Raw genomic sequence first — 19,900 nt, forward strand, 5'->3', positions numbered from 1 at the left:
TGTGAGAGTAGGACGTCGCTAGGCACTAAGAAATCAGTACCGAGAGGTACTGGTTTTTTTGTGTTCTTTTTTAGGTTGAGCGTAGTAGGGGATATCGTGTCATTCTTCATTTCGCGGGTGGTATTCAAGGATTGGCAGATCGTATTCTCCATTTGGACAGTGTTATTCTAGATTTCGAATGGCCTATTCTAGGATTCGAGCATCCCATTCTAAAATTCACGAATTCCAAACAATTGAACGCGCAAGAATGGTGTCAGTTGGCTCACCAACTGACACGTTTTCTGTTGGTGAGGTCTGTTTTACTGTATCAATTGCATTAATATTTATAGTTTTTTAGATATAGAGTGGTCCAAAAATACATTCTCCATTTCGCGGGTGGTATTCAAGGATTGGATGAGGGTATTCTCCATTTGGCCGGTGCTATTCTAGCATTCGCATGGGCTATTCAAGGATTCGGGCATCCCATTCTAAAATTCACGATTATCAAACAATTTAACGCGCAAGAATGGTGTCAGTTGGCTCACCAACTGACACGTTTTCTGTTTGTGGTTCTGTCTTTATCGGGACATAGAATCTCTTAACTTAAAAGTAATAAAATATTTTTAACGATTATGAAACTACCAGAAAACTTTGCTTCATACACTGTCTAAGAAGTTAGATAGTTAAAGGAGCTAAGAATTATGAACTCATACCAAAACATGACCATCATATTAATTTTTGCCATGTGCATCATTTTATGGCCTAACCAAGGACATGCTACTGCCGAATCAAACCGTTTTGTCGCTTTGCATGATCGAATGTTACATTTTGAAAAAGGAGAAGTTCAAATTGTAAATGGACAGATGATTGTTCCTTTTGAAAAAATGGCACAATATTTATACGCTGACATTGTGAAAACAGAAGATCAACTTAAAGTAACTAAAAATGGGACATCCATAGTATATGTTTACAACACAAAAGAAACGTTTGTTAATGAAGTCATCGAAGAGACGAATGCCATTCAAATGATGAATGATGTTCTTTATATACCTATCCGTTTTCTTGGGGAAGTAACAGGTTTTAATGTTGAGTATATGTCTTCTATTTTAACTGCGAGACTTACTTCAGAAACCTATCCTCATATTAGTAACCAAGATTTTATTAATAAAGTCGTAAAAGATCGGAAACCACCAGTGCCTGTACCTTCAGATAAGCCAATAGTGTATTTAACTTTTGATGATGGACCAAACCGTTATACGAGTGTTCATCTACAAATTTTAAGAGAATACAAAGTTAAGGGGACATTCTTTTTTATTGGGGAGGATGTTCAAAGACACCCTTCTATAGCGAGTCAAACATTTTTAGATGGTCATTATCTAGGCCTTCACAGTATGACACATGAAAAAAAGAAGGTGTACGCGAATGCAGGGGCATTCATGAAAGAAATGCAAACGGAAAATGGTCTGCTGAAGAAATTGACAGGTCATACATCTACTTTGGTTCGTGCTCCTTATGGTAGTACTCCTCATGTGACATCATCTATGCGTGATTTGTTAAAGAGGAATGGTTATAAAATGTGGGACTGGGACGTGGATACAGTTGATTGGAAGATTAAAGAGGATAACTATCAACAAATTGTAAAGAATGTACAAGTTGGGGTTGAGAAAGCTAGACTAGCAAAAGATAAACAAATCGTCGTATTGCTTCATGATCGGCCGCAGACAAATAAGGCTTTGCCACAAATCATTGAATGGCTAAAGAAACAGGGATATCCGATTCAACGGTATAGTCCGGAATTACATGTTAGTCAAAACTTTTGGAGAGATCAGGACCTTTAAAAGCCAAAATGATGCAGGGGAACGTTCATCAAATAAAAGTTCCCTGCATCATTTTATTAAAAAATTCCTAATTTCTCAATCCGTTCAACCGCTTTTACTAATCGGTTTTCATCCACTAGCAATCCTACACGAATATACCCTTCACCAAATTCACCGAAGCCATTTCCTGGGGCTACTGCTACATCAGCTTCTTCTAAAAGTTTGTCTGCAAACTCTTGGCTTGTGTATTCGTTTGGAACAGGTAACCACGCAAAAAATGACCCTTTAGGGGCTACTACTTCCCATCCAATCTTTTGACAGGCGTTAATAAAGACATTTCTTCGACTTTCATATAGTTCCACTAGTGCGGTAACGTTTACTTGATGATTACTTAAAGCGGTCACTGCGGCATGTTGGATTGCTGGAAATAGACTAACGAATAGATGATCTTGAATCACATTCAAGGCTTCGATCATTTCTTTATTTCCTACGGCAAAACCGACTCTCCAACCAGCCATATTATAGGTTTTGGACAATGTATACATTTCAATACCGATATCTTTTGCGCCTTCTGCTTGCAAGAAACTGATGGGCTTTTCACCCTCAAATCCAATGGCTCCATAAGCGAAATCATGAGAAACTGCGATATCATTTTCTTTGGCAAATGCTACTGTTTTATTGAAAAATTCAAGGTCTGCTGTAGCTCCTGTTGGGTTGTTTGGGTAGTTCAAGTACATCAGTTTTGCACGCTCTTTGCTTTCGTCAGAAATTGCATTGTAATCAGGTAAAAAGTGGTTTTTTGCAACGAGTGGTAACGTTTCATATTGGACATCTGCCAAGACAACGCCAGACAAATAATCTGGGTAACCTGGGTCCGGTAGCAACATTAAATCCCCGGGGTTTAATACCGCCATCGGCAGTTCGACAAGACCAATTTTCGTGCCAAATAAAATCGCTACTTCTGTAGAAGGATCGATATCGACATTGTATTCTCTTTTATAAAATGCAGCTGCCGCTTCTTTAAATTCACTAATTCCTCTGAAAGGTGAATATTTATGTGATAACGGGTTCTCTGCAGACTCTTGAAGGGCTTTTACGATATGTGGAGGAGTCGGTTGGTCTGGATTTCCTTGACCCAGGTTAATGACATCGCGTCCTTCTGCCACTGCTGCACCTACTTTTTGAACAAGTGAAGCAAAAAATTGTGGAGGCAATTGTTGTAGTTTATTTGATAGTTTCATGATTTTTCCTCATTTTCTGAAATAGTTGCAATCATCAGCCAAATCTTATAATCTTTTCTTTATCTTGTCTATAGGTGGTGTACTCATGAAAATCGCTTGCATTCAGCTCGACATTGAGTTTGGAGAACCTAAAAAAAATTTTCACAAGGTTCAAACATTGATCGAACAAGTGGCAAAAGAAGGTGCAGAGTTAGTTGTTTTACCAGAAATGTGGAATACCGCCTATGCGTTAACCGAATTAGAAGAGCTAGCTGATCGTGAAGGAGAACAAACAAAACAATACCTGTCTGAGCTAGCTATAAAACACCATATTCATATTGTGGGAGGATCGGTTTCCACAAAAAAAGGTGACCGGTTTTATAACACGATGTATGTATATACCAACAAAGGAGAGCTTGTCGCGGATTATGACAAAGCTCATTTGTTCCGATTGATGGATGAACATCTGTATTTACATGCTGGGAATAAAGATAATTTATTTTCTCTAGGTTCTATACGTGCAAGTGGCGTAATATGCTATGATATTCGATTTCCTGAATGGCTTAGAGCACACGCTTTAGCAGGTGCTGACGTGATATTTGTCCCAGCACAATGGCCAGAATCTCGAATTGACCATTGGAAACTACTTCTTCAAGCCCGAGCAATTGAAAATCAGTGTTTTGTCATTGCAGTAAATCGTATTGGGCAGGACCCCAACAACCGATTTAATGGGCAGTCGATGGTTATTGCACCTTGGGGTAAAATCTTATGGATTGGTGGTGAACGTGAAGAGTATGCACTAATTGATGTGGATTTTTCTGAAGTAGAAGAAGTGCGTCAACGAATCCCTGTTTTCGAAGATCGAAGACCGACTCTTTACAAACCCCTTTTTGAAAATGAATAAAGTATTTTCAAAAAACAATTGACACCTTTATAAAAACATCGTAAGATTTAGTTCGAAACACAAAACAATTACATATTGGAAATTATCAAGAGAGACCGAGGGATAGGCCCTATGACGTCCAGCAACCCCCAACAGATGTTGGGAAGGTGCCAATTCCTACAGAATGAACTCATTCTGAAAGATAAACCAAAATCCATTTTTCGGTGCCTCTTTCATGATGAAAGGGGTATTTTTTATGCTCAAAAAGGAGATTGCCATGATACATATTGAGAATTTATCTAAAGAATACAAAACGAAAAAAGGAACGGTATTAGGAGTAGATCAAGTCAATCTTTCCATAACCGAAGGCGAAGTATTTGGGATTGTGGGTTATTCGGGAGCCGGTAAAAGTTCGCTTCTTAGGTGTATTAACCTACTTGAACAACCAACCAGTGGAAGTATTATGGTAAACGGTCGAGATTTAACGAAATTAAAAGGAGAAAATCTACGGAACGCAAGATTAAAGATCGGTATGATTTTTCAGCACTTTTATTTAATTAGTCAAAAGACGGTTGGTGAGAATATTGCGTTCGCATTAAAAGCGGCAAACACCCCAAGAAGAGAAATTAAATCACGTGTTTTGGAACTGCTTGAAATGGTTGGGTTAACAGAAAAAAAGGATGTGTACCCAGCCCAGTTAAGTGGTGGACAAAAGCAACGAGTGGGAATTGCTCGAGCACTGGCTAATAATCCAACTGTTCTGTTGTGTGATGAGGCTACTTCAGCACTCGATCCAAACACCACCTTATCGATTTTACGTTTACTTAAAAAGATTAATCGAGAGTTAAACATCACAATTGTACTCATTACGCATGAAATGAATGTGGTGAAAGAAATTTGTGATCGAATGGCTGTCATGCAGGATGGTCGAGTTGTTGAAGAAGGCTCAGTTTATGAAATTTTCTCAAACCCACAAGCTGAATTGACAAAAGAGTTCATTAGCAGTGTGGTGTCGTTTGAAGTTCCTGAAGCCATCTTAAATAAAGTCACAGGAAGTATTATCAAAGTTTTATTTAAAGGAAATGTGGCTGGAGAAGGTGTCATTTCGGATACAGTTCAGCAGTTTGATGTACGAGGGAATTTCTTGCATGGCGCGATTGAATATATTCAGGAAGTTCCACTCGGTTTGTTTTTGATGGAACTTCAAGGTCATCCGGCAAACATCAATCGATCGATTAGTTATATGGAAGGCCGAGGGGCTTTAGTGGAGGTGATTCGTAATGGGCATTGATATCCAACATGTTATTGAAATGTGGCCAGATATTTTAAAAGCTTTTAACCAAACACTTTACATGATTGGTGTTTCACTGACTGTTGCGATTGTCATTGGATTACCGCTTGGGATCGTGCTATTCATAACGGATAAGGGATTGATATTAGAAAACCGATTTTTGAAATCAACACTTGGCTTTATCGTGAACCTAATCCGTTCGATTCCATTTATTATTTTGTTGGTCGCGCTGCTTCCTTTAACTCAGATAATTGTCGGCTCTAAGATTGGACCTGAAGCAGCAAGCGTTTCGTTATCAGTTGCTGCTATTCCATTCTTTGCACGGATCGTAGAAACATCGTTACGTGAAATCGATAAGGGAGTTATTGAAGCCGCTGTAGCTGTAGGTGCAACACCTTGGATGATTATCAAAGATGTTTTATTGCCCGAAGCCAAATCGAGTATTGTGCAAGGAATTACGATGACCATTATTAGTCTTGTTGCTTACTCAGCAATGGCAGGTGTAGTAGGTGGAGGTGGAATTGGTGACTTAGCGATTCGTTTTGGCTATTACCGATACGACGATACCATCATGATTGTGACGGTTGTGATTTTAATTGTTCTCGTTCAAATCGTTCAACAACTGGGTGATTGGACGTCTAAAGCAATAGATAAAAGATAAAAAGGGAGAGATACAGAGATGAAAAAGATTTTATTCACAATGATTTTACTAGTTTTAGCTGTAGCGCTTGTAGCATGTGGAGGGAATGACAATGAATCTAAAGGAAATGCAGATAACGACAAATCGGTGAATTTAGGTGGAACAGCCGGTCCATATAGCGACATGCTTAAACAAGCAATTCAACCAGCTTTAGAAGCAAAAGGGTATGAAGTAAAAATCCATGAATTCAGCGATTATATACAACCAAATGTTGCCTTAGAAAGTGGAGATATCGATGCAAATCTCTTCCAGCACTCGATATACTTAGAGAATTTCTCGAAGGAAAATGATATGGATTTGACTGGATTAATCACAGTGCCTACTGCACCAATGGGTATTTACTCAAATAAATATGAGTCTATTGATGATATTAAAGATGGTGCGACCATTACTATTCCAAATGATCCTGTGAATGCAGCGCGTACATTCTTAATTTTACAAGACCATGGGTTAATCGAACTGAATCCAGATGCTGAGCCGTTAACGGTATCCGAAAAAGATATCCAAAAGAATGTGAAAAACTTAGTGTTCCAACCAATTGAAGCAGGTCAACTACCACGTTCAGTGGATAGTGCTGATCTAGCAGCTGTTCCTGGAAACTTTGCTTTAGCTGCTGAAATGGATTTACTCGATGCGTTGGTTTTAGAAAACATGCCTGACCAATATCGGAATTTAGTGGCCGTTACAACGGCAAATAAAGATTCGCAGCTAGCAAAAGATTTAGTGGAAATAGTGGAATCACGAGAATTCGAAGAACTAATTGATGCTGAATTTGAAGGCTTTGGTAAACCAGAGTGGATGAAAAACCGCTAAGAGAGAAGGGCTTTTGTGGAAGACATCATAGTTCGAGCAGGACCAGCTGAATATGTATGCACAAGTGGGGTATTAAACCTCCTGGAATTAAAGTTGACAGCGAGGGGGATCAAGCGTGTTCTTCTCCTAACAGGTGAACAATCTTGGCAAGCTGCCACCAATTACTTTCCGATCTTAAATGAAGTTATAGTAATACACGTCTTTTATAACGGAGAATGTTCATTAAGTGAAATTCGTCGTGTGACCAATTTGGCACGTACTCATGAAGTAGATGCAATTATCGGTGTTGGTGGTGGCAAAGTACTGGATGTAGTTAAAGCTTCAGCTTACCACAGCCAAACAAAGTCGGTTTTAATTCCAACAATCGCTTCAAACTGTGCGCCTTGGACACCACTTAGTGTGATTTACACGGATGAAGGTGTGATGACCCATTACGAGGTTTATCCAAAAAGTGTGGATCTGCTTTTAATAGAGCCACTCATTTTAATAAAAGCTCCTATAGTCTATCTCATCGCGGGAATCGGAGATACACTTGCCAAATGGTATGAAGCTGATGTGCAAATAAGTAAATTAAACGAACTCCCAGTGGCACTCAAAATAGCGCATTATTCAGCTAGGTTATGTGCGGATGAAATGTTCGAGTATGCAGAACAAGCGGTTAGTGATACGCAGGAAGAACGACTATCAAACGCATTTATCAAGGTTGTTGAATCCATAATTATGTTAGGTGGGATGGTTGGAGGTTATGGTGATAAATTTGGGAGAATTGCTGGTGCTCATTCCATTCATAATGGAATAACGGTTGCACCTGAGTCACACGAAGCGCTTCATGGAAGTAAAGTAGCATACGGAATTTTAGTGCAGTTATTATTAGAGAATAAACAAGTTGAACTTAAGCAATTGATTCCATTTTATCAAGCACTCGGGTTACCTATCTCACTCCAAGATTTAAATATCTCGAATAAGTGGATTGATGAAATTGCACAACTCGCTACACGAGAAGAAGAATCTATACACTTCATGAGAGATGAAAAAGTAACCCCTATTGAAGTAGCCGATGTGTTGCGGAAATGGGAAGCTCAATGGTTCTAGATCCTTCATTAATTGAATAAAGTATAAAGCCCGTACAGATTGTGCGGGCTTTTTCTTGCTCAATAGCCTATATATCCGTCACAATGACTGTATGAACAAACTTGGAGGAACAAAAGATGAAACTTGTAACCCGTGTGATTAAGCGTTTTTTTGCGGAACGTTTTTTCGATGAAGCAGCTCAAACTGCGTATTATTTATTATTATCTGTTTTTCCTTTCCTTATATTTATTATTTCCTTAATAAGTTTCTTCCCTGTTGATGCAAATCAAATATTAGATTTCTTAAGACCTTTTGCACCAGGTGAATCCTTTCGGTTTATTGAAGATAATGTGTTGAATATTTTAGAAGAAGATAAGGGACGGGTTTTGTCACTCAGTTTAATCGCTGCTTTCTGGATTTCGTCTATGGCCGTTCAAGCGCTTGCGCGTGCATTAAATGAGGCAAATGGAATCAAAAGTACACTTCCATATTGGAAAAGTTTACTGCGTGATTTAGGCGTTACCTTGTTGTTTATGACTTTGGTGCCCTTATCACTGTTCTTACCATTTCTAGAAAGCGGATTGCACTGGGTGGTCTCACGAGCTGGTACGCTCGATGAATGGCAAGGTTGGATCTATATTTGGCCAGGCGTTAAATGGGGACTAGGAACAGTATTTCTATTCTTATTTTTCCTTTTATTTTATAAAATCGTTCCAAGTAATCGACTTACTTTCTTTGAGGTGTGGCCAGGCGCTTTATTATCAGCGGTAGGTTGGCAAATTGTCTCGCTACTGTTTGCCGATTACGTATCAAACGTAAATTACACACGTTTGTATGGGCAACTATCAGGGATAATCGTGTTAGTACTGTGGTTTTATTTAACAGCTGTCGTCATTTTATTGTCAGGTTTACTCATTGCCGAACTGCGAAAGAATCGTTTGATGATTCGAGATTAACACAAGACTTTTATACCCATTTCTTATATTCATGTTTCCCACACAGTCCTCGTGGTAAAGAATAGAGATAGAGTATTCTGAAATTCACTATAGGAGGCATCGGAATGGGGAAAAATAGCAAAGATCAACAGTTAGAACAATTTCGAGTAGATGATCGAGATCAAAAAATGACAACGAATCAAGGATTAAAGGTATCTGAAGATGAGTTTTCACTAAAAGCTGGCGTTCGCGGTCCCACATTATTGGAGGACTTTCAGTTTCGTGAAAAAATGACCCATTTTGATCATGAGCGAATTCCTGAGCGAATTGTTCATGCGAGAGGCTATGCAGCCCATGGAGAGTTTGAATTGTATGAATCCATGGCTTCCTATACAAAAGCTGGTTTTTTAAATGACACGTCCACTAAAACACCTGTGTTTGTGCGTTTCTCAACGGTAGCTGGTTCTAGAGGTTCTGGTGAAACGGTACGAGATGCACGTGGATTTTCAACGAAGTTTTATACACAAGAAGGGAACTACGATTTAGTAGGAAACAACATTCCCGTATTCTTTATTCAAGATGCGATTAAATTCCCGGATTTAGTGCATGCATTAAAACCGGAACCTCATAATGAAATGCCGCAAGCTGCAAGTGCTCATGATACATTTTGGGATTTTGTAGCGAATAATCAAGAGTCTGCGCATATGGTTATGTGGGCAATGTCTGACCGAGCGATTCCGCGCAGCTTCCGAATGATGGAAGGATTCGGTGTACATACGTTCCGTTTTGTAAACGCAGAAGGTGTTGCACACTTCGTCAAATTCCATTGGAAACCTGTTTTGGGTGCTCATTCTTTAGTGTGGGATGAAGCGCAAAAGATTAACGGGAAAGATCCCGATTTTCATCGTCGTGATTTGTACGAATCCATTGAAAACGGAGATTTTCCTGAATATGAACTAGGGGTTCAGTTATTAGCGGAAGAAGACGAATTTAAATTTGATTTTGACGTATTGGACCCAACTAAATTATGGCCGGAAGAAGATGTTCCAGTTAAACTCATTGGGAAAATGACGTTGAATCGTAACGTAGATAATGTGTTCGCGGAAACAGAGCAAGTAGCATTCCATCCGGGTCATGTTGTACCGGGCATTGATTTTACAAATGATCCACTCTTGCAAGGTCGTTTATTCTCATACACGGACACGCAATTAATTCGACTTGGTGGTCCGAATTTCCATGAGCTACCGATTAATCGACCAGTCTGTCCATTCCATAACAACCAAAGAGATGGCTATGGGCGTATGACGATTAATAAAGGTCCTGTAAGTTATCATAACAACTCTCTTGCAAATAACACGCCGGCTACTTCTACACCTGAAGAGGGCGGATATGAGCACTACCAAGAGAAGATGGAAGGTCGAAAAGTTCGCAATCGCAGTGATAGCTTTAGAGACCATTTCACTCAAGCAACGATGTTTTGGAACAGTATGAGTCAGCCTGAGAAACAACATATTACAGATGCTTTCTGCTTTGAAATTGGGAAAGTGAAAAACAAGTCTGTTCAACAACAAGCAGTAGACATGTTTGCGAATGTTGACTTGGATTTAGCAAAAACTGTTGCGGATGCTGTTGGTGCAAATATGCCAACAGGTGGCGGTAGCGAAGTCACGAAAGCCTCACCAGCGCTTAGCCAAGAAAATATGGTAAAGAAACCAGATACACGTAAAGTTGGTTTGATTGCCAATAAAGACGGTGATGCGTCTCGCCTTCAGAAACTAGTACAAGCATATAAAGGGGCAGGCTTAAATGTCGAAATCATCAGCGATAAGTTAGGGAACATTGGTGAATTCCCAATTGACCATACTTTCTTAACGGCTGACCCGGTATTGTTTGATGCTATTTATGTGGCGAATATGAAAGAGGATAAAAAGTTCATAAAAGAGAGCGAGCGTTATGTAACTGAAGCGTTTAATCACTTTAAAGCTGTTGGTGCTTCGACAAGTGCTGGTTCTGTTTTGGAAGGGAAAGAAGGTCCAGGTGTTGTTAAAGGGGAGGAAACTCAGCCCTTCGTTGATGCAGTCACTGCACATAGACATTGGCAACGAGAAGTGTGACACTGTGGAGTTTTGTTAAAAGGTTTGGTTTAACTTATAATAAATCACGTTCTAATAGAGGCAAATAGAAAAGGGATGTCCAAAAAGTTGAAAAATACTTTTGAGACATCCCTTTTTGTTTATTTCACTATATACGTTTTTATGACATGATCATGAATGTCGTCACCTTTTGTCACGTGAACTTGGACTTCGTACGTGCCTGATTCAGTAAAGGTAAATTCAACTTGGTATTTACCAGTTTCATTTTCAGAAGCTTCCACCCAGTGGTGGTAATCCGCATCATTGCGGACAATTTCATATTGAACTCGTGCACCTTCAAGTGGAGACTCTGACATGGAGATGGTTGCAGTAAGTTCAACGGCTTCTCCAACTGTTGCTGTTCCATCTTCAAACTCAATCGTTGCACCAGGACCGTGATGTCCAGTTCCTTCACTGTGTGAAGTTGTTTCAGACGTTGAATTCGCTTCAGTAGTGGTATTTGCTACTTCCTCACCAGTTACCTTAATGGTTTTAGTAGGCATGGTATGCATATTTCGTGCAGTTACATGTGATGTAATATCATACACTCCGGCTTCTTCAAAACTATAGGATGTAGAATAATTCTTGTCTTTATTTAACGAGCCATCGATCATTTCTTTTTCGCCAGTCGACTTGTTTAAAACTTCGAATTTCACTTCATTTGCATCTTCTACAATCTCTTCACCTTGAGTTACCTTCGCAATAAATTCAACTTCTTCTCCCGTAACGACTCTTTCAGGGACGGTTAGTTCCACCATTAACATCTCAGGTACTTCATCGTCTGATATCGAGTGATTATTATGATCCTCTTCAGCACCACATGCACTTAATATAAATGAAAGGACTAGTGTAATTCCTAATAAAAATCGGTTCATAGTGTATGGCCTCTTTTCTTATATATGGTGTCATTGTAGCAAATCTAGTCCTTACATAGTGTGACAAAACCTCGAACAGTTTTAAATGAGTTGTATGTCGAAATGTATATTAAAATAATATGGCGAATTCGTGTAAACAAAGCAATATCTAAATGAGAATAATTTAAATAAAAACCAGTTTTTCCTTAAAAACCATGTTAATATATTACTTTATGACTAATTTGGAGGGTATTTATATGTCTGTATACTTAAGAACAATTGTGACCCTGTTATTTGCAGGCATGTTAACGATTTTAACCTTCTTATTAGGTTCAATTTTTACAGAAAAAGCAACGGATGTTGTTCAAAAAGAAGTAGGTCAATCTTTGGCTGGTTACTCTTTCCAAATGGCGGATAAATTAGATTTGTTTATGGCAACTCGATTCAAAGAAGTTCAATTAGTGGGTAGCCTTCCAGCTTTTCGTAATCAGGATTTACAAAAAGAACAAATCTTAATAGACGAGTTAAAATCGAAATTCCCTACTTTTTCATGGATTGGTCTAACGGATGCACAAGGCAAAGTGATTGCTTCAAGTGACGGTATATTAAAAGGTGAATCGATTGCAGAGCGACCTGTTTTCTTGAATGCTCAGAAAGAACCGTTTATTGGAGATGTACATGAAGCGGTTTTATTAGCAAATCTTTTGCCGAACACAAGTGGAGAACCTCTGCAATTTGTAGATATTAGTGTTCCCATTTTTGATGAAAATAAAGAATTCCTAGGAGTGCTTGCGACCCATTTAAGCTGGGAATGGGCTGAAGAAGTCGAGTCCACCTTAACTAATACACCAAATCTAGAAGATAAATTAGATGTTTTTATTGTGAGTAAAAGAGATAATACGATTATTTTAGGACCGGCAGGCATGGTTGGAAAGACTATAGAGAAACAAATTTTGGGCGATCAAGAGTATTCCGAGGACCAGTGGTCAGTTACGGAGTGGGTGGATAATAAAACCTATGTAATGGGAAGTACTCTTGGAGATGGACATGCAGATTATGCGGGTTTAGGATGGACAGTACTGGTACGGCAGCCAATTGATATTGCTTATGAGGCCATTAATGAATTGGAACAATTTATGTGGGTCATCGGTGGAGTCGCTATTTTGCTGTTTTCAATGATTGGATGGGTATTAGCCGATCAAATAGCACGTCCAATTCGTAAAATTGCTGCAGCCGCTCGAGAAATAGGTGAAGGAAAGCATAGTGAAATACCGGTTATTCATGGAGTGAAGGAAGTCGAGGAATTGTCCGTGTCGATTCGTAACATGGTTCAAACCATTACGACGACTCAAACCGCTTTGACTGAAATGGAATCTCTTGCACATCAAGATACATTAACGGGCTTACCTAATCGTATTGCCCTTTATGAAAAAATGGAAACGACGCTATTGACGAGTGATGAAAAATGGCTCATTTTCTTTATGGATTTAGATGGATTTAAAAATGTTAACGATCAATACGGACATTTAGCTGGTGATCTGGTTCTACAAGTAGTAGCTGAACGTTTAACTAATTTTGCAAATGGAAACCAGTTTGTATCTAGACTTGGTGGGGATGAATTTGTTTTTCTAACCACTAGTTCGAAAAATGATTCTATTCAAGAAGGTCAAGCGTGTATGGATGAAATTATTTCACTTATTTGTAAACCGATTTTATTAACAAATGCCAAAGTGACAATAGGTTGTAGTATTGGTGCAGCTATTTATCCGATGGATAGTGACCATCCAATCGAAGCTATGCACTTGGCAGATGAAGCGTTGTATGAATCCAAACAAAATGGCAAAAACCAAGGGACTTTTTATAGAAATAAACGAAACGCATAGCCCAGGCTATGCGTTTTTGAATGGAGACAAATAATGATAATTATGAGGGGAAATTTGTGAAATGTTGATTTCCCATTGCGACGGTCGCTTTCCGCGGAGGCCAACAGGAAGTTGGTTTCAAAGACGTTGCCACAGGACGTGGCGGTTTTAGTCTTTGTTCCTCTTTCACCTGCTTCCCTCGCGATGCTCAGTCCAGAGCCTTCAGTTCTTGCATATTCCGCTGGAAAGATTAGGACCAAAGAATTTGGTGCTAATCTTTGCGACGAAGCTAGCGCAGCGATGCAACGCACTTTCATGTTTCGAAGCTAGCGCAGCGATGCAGAAACAGGAGCAGATGTTTTACGCCACCTTCATTCCAATCAACTGAAATCCCTGTAAATATAGCTCGCGTTTCGTCCGCAGAAAGAGAAAGAAATAGCCAACTACTTATATTCTCTTCGACATATGATGGAACTGTCCGCCATAAATGACCCATGGCTCAGCGATTTGGTAGCCGAGGCGTTTATATAAGCGAATGGCCGCTTCTTTCTCTATTTCTACATTGAGTGCTAACTTCGCACTTTCTTCTTCGCATGCAACCACTTCAGCGTGGTTTAATAATAAACTGCCAATGCCTTGTCCTCGGAATCGGGGATCTACACAAACGGTATCAATATAATACTCATCTACATGAGCTTCAGGTGGAATGTCCACTGGAAGTCCATTTTTCTCTTCCAGCCACTCGACTAAATTGGCATCAAGTTGTAATGCTTGAGCACCTGTATAAAATACCATTACGCCGACAATGTCCTTGCCAGTTTCGGCAATCCATGTGTTTAAGAAGGAATGTCGATTGTCTTGGCGTTTAAATAAGGTAATCATTTCGTGTTCGACTGCAACTGGGTTTGTTTCGCCGGTCATTTGTTCAGCAATATTTCCAATGGCATCCATGATTAGTGGAACGGCTACCTCTGCATCAGTCGGTTTCGCTTTTCGTATATGCACCATGACGGTCAACTCCTCGATTCCACTATACCAAATTTTCCTCTAGGACAAGCGCCAACCAACTAAACAGCATCCGATTAGCAAAATGAGTAGAAGAAAGCTCAGAAGTCCGTCCCGTAAGTTGAGTGAGATGGGTTCATAAAAAACCTCTCGTTTTTCTCCAGTAAACCCTCGAGCCTCCATAGCAAAAGCTGCTCTTTCAGCTCGTCGAACCGCACTTGAAAGTAAGGGAATAACCAATCTCTTAGTGCCAACGATTCTTTTCCATTTCTGCTTTTCAGCGCCAATGCCTCGTAGTCGATGTGCGTGTCGTATTTGAGTAAACTCTTCTTTTACGACCGGTAAAAATTGATAGCCGACCATTACCCCATACGCGAGTTTGGGCGATAGTCGTAATTGCTGCATTAAACTCATGACGAATTTCACTGGATCCGTAGTCAATGCAAACATGAAGGACATAGATGAGAAGGCAAAAACACGAAAGGCTAATGATAAAGAAGTTTCCCATTGTTGGTCGGTTACTGTCCACCCATTCCATGAAAAAATGATCTGTCCTGACGTGTCAGCGGCGAAGACGATTGTTGTCCATAAATAACCGATTGCAGTGAAAGCAATTGGAATCATCAATAAACCCCACAATCGCCAATTGACCTGACTAAATACAACTTGAAAAAAGGTGATACCTATAAAAAACAGGAAAGGGGTCCAAGGGTTAAAAAACCAGGCTAACGTTAACATTGAAACAATGACTACGATAAATTTCACACTTGGATTCATATCATGTAACCACATTTTAATAGGCATATGAAAAATCTCCTACCGGAGCAACTAATTGATGATCTGACAGTAAAGCGGTTTGATTCCAAAATTGGTGCGTGCCAAACTTACCTGTAAGTTCGCCATCTTTCATTAAATAAATGGTGTCGGCAATTGCTTTTGCAAAAGACATATCATGAGTAACAATTAAGATCGAAATTCCTTCTTTCGCTTGCAGATCGAACAAGTAAAACAATTCGAGAAGGGCAGATGCATCTTGTCCTGAAGTCGGTTCATCGAGTAAAAGGACTGGTCTTTGATCTGCGAGCATAGCACCAATCGCCACTCGTCTCTTTTGCCCATGACTCACTGAGAACGGATGGGCATCTTGAATTTCGTCTAACCTTAAACGTTCCATTATGTCTGAAATTTGCTCATTACTTGAATGATTGGAGAATCGAATTTCTTCAGACACGCGCTGCGTGACAAATAAATGTTCGGGGGATTGAGGAACATATCCTGGAAGATGTCCCGCACAATTTATGCTTCCTTCTGAATTGTTGTAAATTCCGCAAATGGTCTTGAGAAAGGTGGATTTCCCACAACCATTTGGTCCGGCTAACACAGCTATTTCACCTCTATGCAATTGCATCGAGATATTTTGTAACAGCCTTTGGTTATTTATTGATACAGAGATTTGATGTGCTTCAAAAATAACTTCTTCTTCCATTGACGAAGATTTTTTTGGAAATGCAATGGCTGAGCTCACAGGATTATCTTCAGTTAAGAAAGAGCCACTAACATGAATCGCTCGTGTAAAGAAAGTTCCCCATAAATCCAACCGATGCTCCACCACGACAATCGTCATTGCTTGTGAAACTTGAAGTTCATTTAACCACTGTACATATTGTCGCGCCGTTAATGGGTCCAGGTGGGCGAGCGGTTCATCTAGTAATAAAACCTCGGGCTCCATTAATAATGCACATGCTGTAGCTACTCGTTGCTTCATTCCCCCAGAAAGGGTTTGAATGGTTGCTTTTCTGAGATGTGTCAGTCCTAATGTTGAAAGTGTTTTCGTAATGCGAGATTCCATTTCGGCTCTGCTGACATGGCTGAAATTCTCTAATGTAAAGGCCATTTCCTGTTCAACGGTCGGCATACAAAACTGTGATTCGGGGTCTTGAAAGACAGTAGCGATTCTTTGGTTGATTTCCCCAGGTTTGTAGCTGGTTGCGTCTTTATGGAAGAGCGTAATCGAGCCATCCAAAATACCGTCACAGTTAGAAGGATACAGACGGTTCATCAAATAGAGCAAAGTGCTCTTGCCGCAACCACTTGGACCGAATAACACGACGCGTTCCCCTGCCTCGATTGAAAATGAAACCCCTGTAAAGATAGGGGTTAAATCCTCAGGAAAACGAAAAGAAACTTCGTTAAAATTGATAATGGGATTACTCAAGAATCTCACCTTTTACTTGGCGATACTTAATAGAATCTTGTGAAATCGCATATCCTCGAAGGGCTCCGCTTGCTAGCAAACCATCAGACAGATATTTTCCACCTAGTCCTGCAATCACAGCTCCACTGATGACTCGAAGTGTAAACATCCATACTAATAAAGAAGGGTCTAAAGCGGCATACCCAGAAACGAAGAATCCATAGGCGAAACTAAATACCGCTGAACCGATTCCGGCTAAACAGAGAACCCACCAGTCATAACGCTTGTATCCAGTAGCAGCAAAAGCCGCTTCAGCTCCTAAACCTTGAACGATGCCTGACAATATTAAGCGAGGGCCGACAGCATTGCCAATCATGACTTCAATAATGGCTGCCATTGTTTCAGAGAGTAAGGCAGCACCGGGCTTACGAATGATATACGCACTGATGATCGATACAATAAACCAAATACCAAACATCCACTCATAAGCAATTGGACCAATGACCCCAGCCCATATATTTCCGACGTGAACGAACAGGAGATAGACAACGGCAAAAACGACTGCAAATACAGACAACAAAACAACTTCTTTTAACTTCCAGGACTTCAACATATTATTGTTCCTCCCTGTGAGAAGGGCTGTTGATGCTCATATTCACAGTCATCACTAAATGGGAATGCTCTGCTGAACGCGCATGAGCGAACGATTCTTCTAAAAAGGCAAAGACATCATGAATATCTCCGTGAAGTCCACTTGCGTAATGCATGGATTCGTTATATACACCATGCTCTTTCGCACGCTCAATTTCTTTGTAAATAGCAGACATATAATCCGGGTTGTTCATCGGATATAAGGCGAATTGAGAAGAAACATATTGTTTGATTCCTTGGATCTGTGGCGTGTTTAATAGAACATCATCCTTTTCTAAATAAACATCCCCCTGCGTATCACCAGGACAACCGATTGAAAAGGTGCCATTGAAAGCTATATGGGCACCTGTTTTTGCTGCATACAAAACGATCGCTTTCGCGGTATCAAAAACATGCATTTCCTTTCCTCGCATAACGGTACTCACATCGTCCGTATGCATCCACACATTGGATGTGTCCGCTTCCCGTAAAGCCCCTTTAATAATGTCGATGAAATTGTCCGCCATTGGGTGAATGGAAAATCGTAGACCCACAATTGGACTAGTCCCACAACTAAACTCTTGTTTCATTCTTCTTCCTCCTATGGTGCCAGGTACACACACAATTCAAAAACGATTGAATGTGTGCCTGGCACCAGTATTTTGTTTGGAACATATAAAAAAAGCTGCATTCGATTGGAATGCAGCTGTTTGAGCCAAAGGAAAAAGAATTCGGCAAAAGTAGCCGCACTTCCTCACGCCAGTATTATCTGGATCGAGTGTTAAGGGATCGGAGCAAATGCTCTCATCTCAGCCAACATATAGCACCCCTAGTGCAGAAATCGTATGCAGTTTTATGTATGTTTCAGAACGGCTTCATTGTAGCGTACTAAAATTGAGTTGTAAATAGTTGAATGAAATTGTTGCACAAAATTGTCATCTGTTCTATATTGTATATAACAAGACTGTTCTATTATTAATAGAACAAAGGGGGGTCGCATATGTTTATTGAGATTGAAACAAATTCGGCCGTGCCGATTTATTTACAACTTGCTCAAAGCATCATTGAAGGTGTAGCAAAAGGGGAGTTAAAGCCAGGAGATTCCTTGCCATCTGTTCGGTCATTTGCTGCAGATCTTGGGATGAACATGCATACGGTGAATAAAGCCTATCATTATCTAGAAGAGAAGGAATTTATTCAGATTGTGCAGAAAAAAGGAGTATTCATTCATGAACATAGTGTGCGACATGCTTCTCCTTCTGATCGAGATCGGTTGAAGAAAGAATTAAGACCCATTATCGCAGAAGCGCTTTGTCTTCAATTGTCTAACGAAGATTTAGAGAAATTGGTACAAGAACTAATTTTGAAAATAAAGGAGGGAGAATAATGGCAGCCATTATTTTTATCATCATTCTTCTGTTTATCATTAGCCTTCAAGCATTTTTACCGAGATTCTTAAAGGAAAGCGAAGTATTTGGTGTGTATGTTCCAGATACGCATGTAAAGGATGTACGCATTGAACGCTTAAAATCTCGCTATACGAATACCGTATTAACAACCGGAGGATTTCTAATTCTGATTTTTATTGGTTGGCTATGGATGGTTCAACCTTCAGACAATCAAATTGGATTAGTTGGAATGGCGATTCAACTTGCCGCTTTGACCATTTCGATGGTGCTCTATGCAAAGAATCATCTGTCATTAATGAGATGGAAAAAAGATGAACAGTGGATTGCTGGGCAAGTGGAAAGAAAAGTAGTCGACTTACAATTTAGAGAACAGCTAAAACTATTGCCTAACGTGTATTTCATTTTACCGATGCTGATCACCATAGGATTAGGCGCGTATGGTTTAAGTCAGTATGATTCACTACCCGATCAAATTCCAACACACTGGGGTCCAAATGGTGAAGCAGATGCATTTGCAAAGAAGAGTTATGTTTCTGTCAGTTCCTTGCCGTTAGTGACTTTACTGTTGCAAGGCATGATGTTGTTTTTCAATCGTGCCATGAAGCAATCAGGAGCGAAAATTCGCGTGAGACATAAAAAACGCTCTCGTGAGCAACAACTTGCTTTTCGGAAGTATTCCAGTTGGTTATTATTTATCGTCACGATCTCGATGACTGTGTTCATGAGTTATTTGCAATTAACCATAATTGCACCATCGACGATGTCGACCGGCGTCACGTTGGCATTTACCATTGGTTACCTAATTGTGATTTTAGGATCCGTGTTATATTACACGATTAAAGTAGGGCAAAGTGGAACGATGATCCCAATAAAGGTAGGCAGTTCCGATCAGTCAGATGAAGCTTATATCGATGTCGATGATGATCGTTATTGGAAATTGGGCTTATTTTATGTCAATAAGGATGATCCGAGTATTTTAGTGGAGAAACGTTTTGGCATTGGATGGACGGTTAACATGGGACATATAAAGAGTTGGGTTTTTCTTGCCATCTTAATCGGAAGTATTATTTTAATCGTAAATTTACAATCATAAGGAGTGGGGAAA

The 19,900-nt window shown here is 39.8% G+C and carries 18 protein-coding genes and 2 riboswitches; of the genes, 11 read left to right on the plus strand and 7 right to left on the minus strand.

What is annotated here, in order from left to right; genetic code table 11:
• Positions 1-680: 680 nt before the first annotated feature.
• Entirely contained in the window at positions 681-1,817 is a 1,137-nt protein-coding gene (locus ACHUE4_RS11115; protein ID WP_394189987.1) for a polysaccharide deacetylase, read from the plus strand.
• Positions 1,818-1,873: 56 nt separating this feature from the next.
• On the opposite strand, the gene ACHUE4_RS11120 is transcribed toward ACHUE4_RS11115, so the two are convergent.
• Positions 1,874-3,037, minus strand: a complete 1,164-nt coding sequence (locus tag ACHUE4_RS11120; RefSeq protein WP_394189989.1) for a pyridoxal phosphate-dependent aminotransferase — start codon at positions 3,035-3,037, stop codon at positions 1,874-1,876.
• An 85-nt stretch (positions 3,038-3,122) separates the two neighbouring features.
• Between ACHUE4_RS11120 and ACHUE4_RS11125 the strand changes: the two genes are divergently transcribed.
• From ACHUE4_RS11125 to ACHUE4_RS11155, 7 genes are all read left to right on the plus strand, one after another.
• Positions 3,123-3,920 carry a carbon-nitrogen family hydrolase gene (locus tag ACHUE4_RS11125; protein ID WP_394189991.1) on the plus strand — a complete coding sequence of 266 codons (798 nt, stop codon included), beginning with the start codon at positions 3,123-3,125 and terminating at the stop codon, positions 3,918-3,920.
• Positions 3,921-3,999: 79 nt separating this feature from the next.
• Positions 4,000-4,108, plus strand: a riboswitch (SAM riboswitch).
• Positions 4,109-4,176: 68 nt separating this feature from the next.
• Entirely contained in the window at positions 4,177-5,190 is a 1,014-nt protein-coding gene (locus tag ACHUE4_RS11130; RefSeq protein ID WP_394190200.1) for a methionine ABC transporter ATP-binding protein, read from the plus strand.
• Positions 5,180-5,851 carry a methionine ABC transporter permease gene (locus ACHUE4_RS11135; RefSeq protein ID WP_394189993.1) on the plus strand — a complete coding sequence of 224 codons (672 nt, stop codon included), beginning with the start codon at positions 5,180-5,182 and terminating at the stop codon, positions 5,849-5,851. The genes ACHUE4_RS11130 and ACHUE4_RS11135 overlap by 11 nt, the downstream gene beginning before the upstream one ends.
• 18 nt (positions 5,852-5,869) lie before the next feature.
• Entirely contained in the window at positions 5,870-6,703 is an 834-nt protein-coding gene (locus ACHUE4_RS11140) for a MetQ/NlpA family ABC transporter substrate-binding protein (protein WP_394189995.1), read from the plus strand.
• Positions 6,704-6,718: 15 nt separating this feature from the next.
• The gene (locus ACHUE4_RS11145; RefSeq protein WP_394189997.1) at positions 6,719-7,795 is read left to right on the plus strand and encodes an iron-containing alcohol dehydrogenase family protein; all 1,077 of its coding nucleotides are present in this window, start codon (positions 6,719-6,721) and stop codon (positions 7,793-7,795) included.
• Positions 7,796-7,911: 116 nt separating this feature from the next.
• Complete coding sequence (locus tag ACHUE4_RS11150) at positions 7,912-8,730, plus strand: YihY/virulence factor BrkB family protein (protein WP_394189999.1); 819 nt, start codon at positions 7,912-7,914, stop codon at positions 8,728-8,730.
• A gap of 104 nt (positions 8,731-8,834) precedes the next feature.
• The gene (locus tag ACHUE4_RS11155; protein WP_394190001.1) at positions 8,835-10,823 is read left to right on the plus strand and encodes a catalase; all 1,989 of its coding nucleotides are present in this window, start codon (positions 8,835-8,837) and stop codon (positions 10,821-10,823) included.
• 119 nt (positions 10,824-10,942) lie between these two features.
• Here the strand turns inward: ACHUE4_RS11155 and ACHUE4_RS11160 are convergent, their stop codons facing one another.
• Positions 10,943-11,716: a FixH family protein gene (locus ACHUE4_RS11160; RefSeq protein WP_394190003.1), complete on the minus strand. Its 774-nt coding sequence runs from the start codon at positions 11,714-11,716 to the stop codon at positions 10,943-10,945.
• A 236-nt stretch (positions 11,717-11,952) separates the two neighbouring features.
• On the opposite strand from ACHUE4_RS11160, the gene ACHUE4_RS11165 reads away from it, so the two are divergent.
• Entirely contained in the window at positions 11,953-13,578 is a 1,626-nt protein-coding gene (locus ACHUE4_RS11165) for a diguanylate cyclase domain-containing protein (protein ID WP_394190005.1), read from the plus strand.
• A 426-nt stretch (positions 13,579-14,004) separates the two neighbouring features.
• Here ACHUE4_RS11165 and ACHUE4_RS11170 read toward each other — a convergent pair whose 3' ends face one another.
• Genes ACHUE4_RS11170 through ACHUE4_RS11190 form a run of 5 tightly spaced genes read right to left on the minus strand, consistent with a single transcriptional unit; the run spans position 14,005 to position 17,976 of the window.
• Positions 14,005-14,565 carry a GNAT family N-acetyltransferase gene (locus ACHUE4_RS11170; RefSeq protein WP_394190007.1) on the minus strand — a complete coding sequence of 187 codons (561 nt, stop codon included), beginning with the start codon at positions 14,563-14,565 and terminating at the stop codon, positions 14,005-14,007.
• A 39-nt stretch (positions 14,566-14,604) separates the two neighbouring features.
• Complete coding sequence (locus tag ACHUE4_RS11175) at positions 14,605-15,366, minus strand: energy-coupling factor transporter transmembrane component T family protein (RefSeq protein WP_394190009.1); 762 nt, start codon at positions 15,364-15,366, stop codon at positions 14,605-14,607.
• The gene (locus tag ACHUE4_RS11180; RefSeq protein WP_394190011.1) at positions 15,356-16,777 is read right to left on the minus strand and encodes an ABC transporter ATP-binding protein; all 1,422 of its coding nucleotides are present in this window, start codon (positions 16,775-16,777) and stop codon (positions 15,356-15,358) included. The genes ACHUE4_RS11175 and ACHUE4_RS11180 overlap by 11 nt, the downstream gene beginning before the upstream one ends.
• Complete coding sequence (locus tag ACHUE4_RS11185) at positions 16,770-17,369, minus strand: ECF transporter S component (RefSeq protein WP_394190013.1); 600 nt, start codon at positions 17,367-17,369, stop codon at positions 16,770-16,772. The genes ACHUE4_RS11180 and ACHUE4_RS11185 overlap by 8 nt, the downstream gene beginning before the upstream one ends.
• 1 nt (position 17,370) lies before the next feature.
• Positions 17,371-17,976, minus strand: coding sequence for a YkoF family thiamine/hydroxymethylpyrimidine-binding protein (locus tag ACHUE4_RS11190; protein WP_394190015.1), 606 nt, complete (start codon positions 17,974-17,976; stop codon positions 17,371-17,373).
• A gap of 144 nt (positions 17,977-18,120) precedes the next feature.
• Positions 18,121-18,227, minus strand: a riboswitch (TPP riboswitch).
• A gap of 159 nt (positions 18,228-18,386) precedes the next feature.
• On the opposite strand from ACHUE4_RS11190, the gene ACHUE4_RS11195 reads away from it, so the two are divergent.
• Both ACHUE4_RS11195 and ACHUE4_RS11200 read left to right on the plus strand, forming a co-directional pair.
• Positions 18,387-18,773, plus strand: coding sequence for a GntR family transcriptional regulator (locus ACHUE4_RS11195; RefSeq protein WP_394190017.1), 387 nt, complete (start codon positions 18,387-18,389; stop codon positions 18,771-18,773).
• Positions 18,773-19,888, plus strand: a complete 1,116-nt coding sequence (locus tag ACHUE4_RS11200; protein WP_394190019.1) for a DUF1648 domain-containing protein — start codon at positions 18,773-18,775, stop codon at positions 19,886-19,888. Before ACHUE4_RS11195 ends, ACHUE4_RS11200 begins: the two co-directional genes overlap by 1 nt.
• The last annotated feature ends 12 nt before the right edge of the window (positions 19,889-19,900 follow it).

The organism is Paenisporosarcina quisquiliarum, from assembly GCF_043641925.1.
Lineage (GTDB): Bacteria > Bacillota > Bacilli > Bacillales_A > Planococcaceae > Paenisporosarcina > Paenisporosarcina quisquiliarum_A.

Coding starts and splice junctions, on each gene's coding strand:
- ACHUE4_RS11115 (WP_394189987.1), top strand. CDS start 681: ATGAACTCATACCAAAACATGACCATCATATTAATTTTTGCCATGTGC.
- ACHUE4_RS11120 (WP_394189989.1), bottom strand. CDS start 3,037: ATGAAACTATCAAATAAACTACAACAATTGCCTCCACAATTTTTTGCT.
- ACHUE4_RS11125 (WP_394189991.1), top strand. CDS start 3,123: ATGAAAATCGCTTGCATTCAGCTCGACATTGAGTTTGGAGAACCTAAA.
- ACHUE4_RS11130 (WP_394190200.1), top strand. CDS start 4,177: ATGATACATATTGAGAATTTATCTAAAGAATACAAAACGAAAAAAGGA.
- ACHUE4_RS11135 (WP_394189993.1), top strand. CDS start 5,180: ATGGGCATTGATATCCAACATGTTATTGAAATGTGGCCAGATATTTTA.
- ACHUE4_RS11140 (WP_394189995.1), top strand. CDS start 5,870: ATGAAAAAGATTTTATTCACAATGATTTTACTAGTTTTAGCTGTAGCG.
- ACHUE4_RS11150 (WP_394189999.1), top strand. CDS start 7,912: ATGAAACTTGTAACCCGTGTGATTAAGCGTTTTTTTGCGGAACGTTTT.
- ACHUE4_RS11155 (WP_394190001.1), top strand. CDS start 8,835: ATGGGGAAAAATAGCAAAGATCAACAGTTAGAACAATTTCGAGTAGAT.
- ACHUE4_RS11160 (WP_394190003.1), bottom strand. CDS start 11,716: ATGAACCGATTTTTATTAGGAATTACACTAGTCCTTTCATTTATATTA.
- ACHUE4_RS11165 (WP_394190005.1), top strand. CDS start 11,953: ATGTCTGTATACTTAAGAACAATTGTGACCCTGTTATTTGCAGGCATG.
- ACHUE4_RS11170 (WP_394190007.1), bottom strand. CDS start 14,565: ATGGTGCATATACGAAAAGCGAAACCGACTGATGCAGAGGTAGCCGTT.
- ACHUE4_RS11175 (WP_394190009.1), bottom strand. CDS start 15,366: ATGCCTATTAAAATGTGGTTACATGATATGAATCCAAGTGTGAAATTT.
- ACHUE4_RS11185 (WP_394190013.1), bottom strand. CDS start 17,369: ATGTTGAAGTCCTGGAAGTTAAAAGAAGTTGTTTTGTTGTCTGTATTT.
- ACHUE4_RS11190 (WP_394190015.1), bottom strand. CDS start 17,976: ATGAAACAAGAGTTTAGTTGTGGGACTAGTCCAATTGTGGGTCTACGA.
- ACHUE4_RS11195 (WP_394190017.1), top strand. CDS start 18,387: ATGTTTATTGAGATTGAAACAAATTCGGCCGTGCCGATTTATTTACAA.
- ACHUE4_RS11200 (WP_394190019.1), top strand. CDS start 18,773: ATGGCAGCCATTATTTTTATCATCATTCTTCTGTTTATCATTAGCCTT.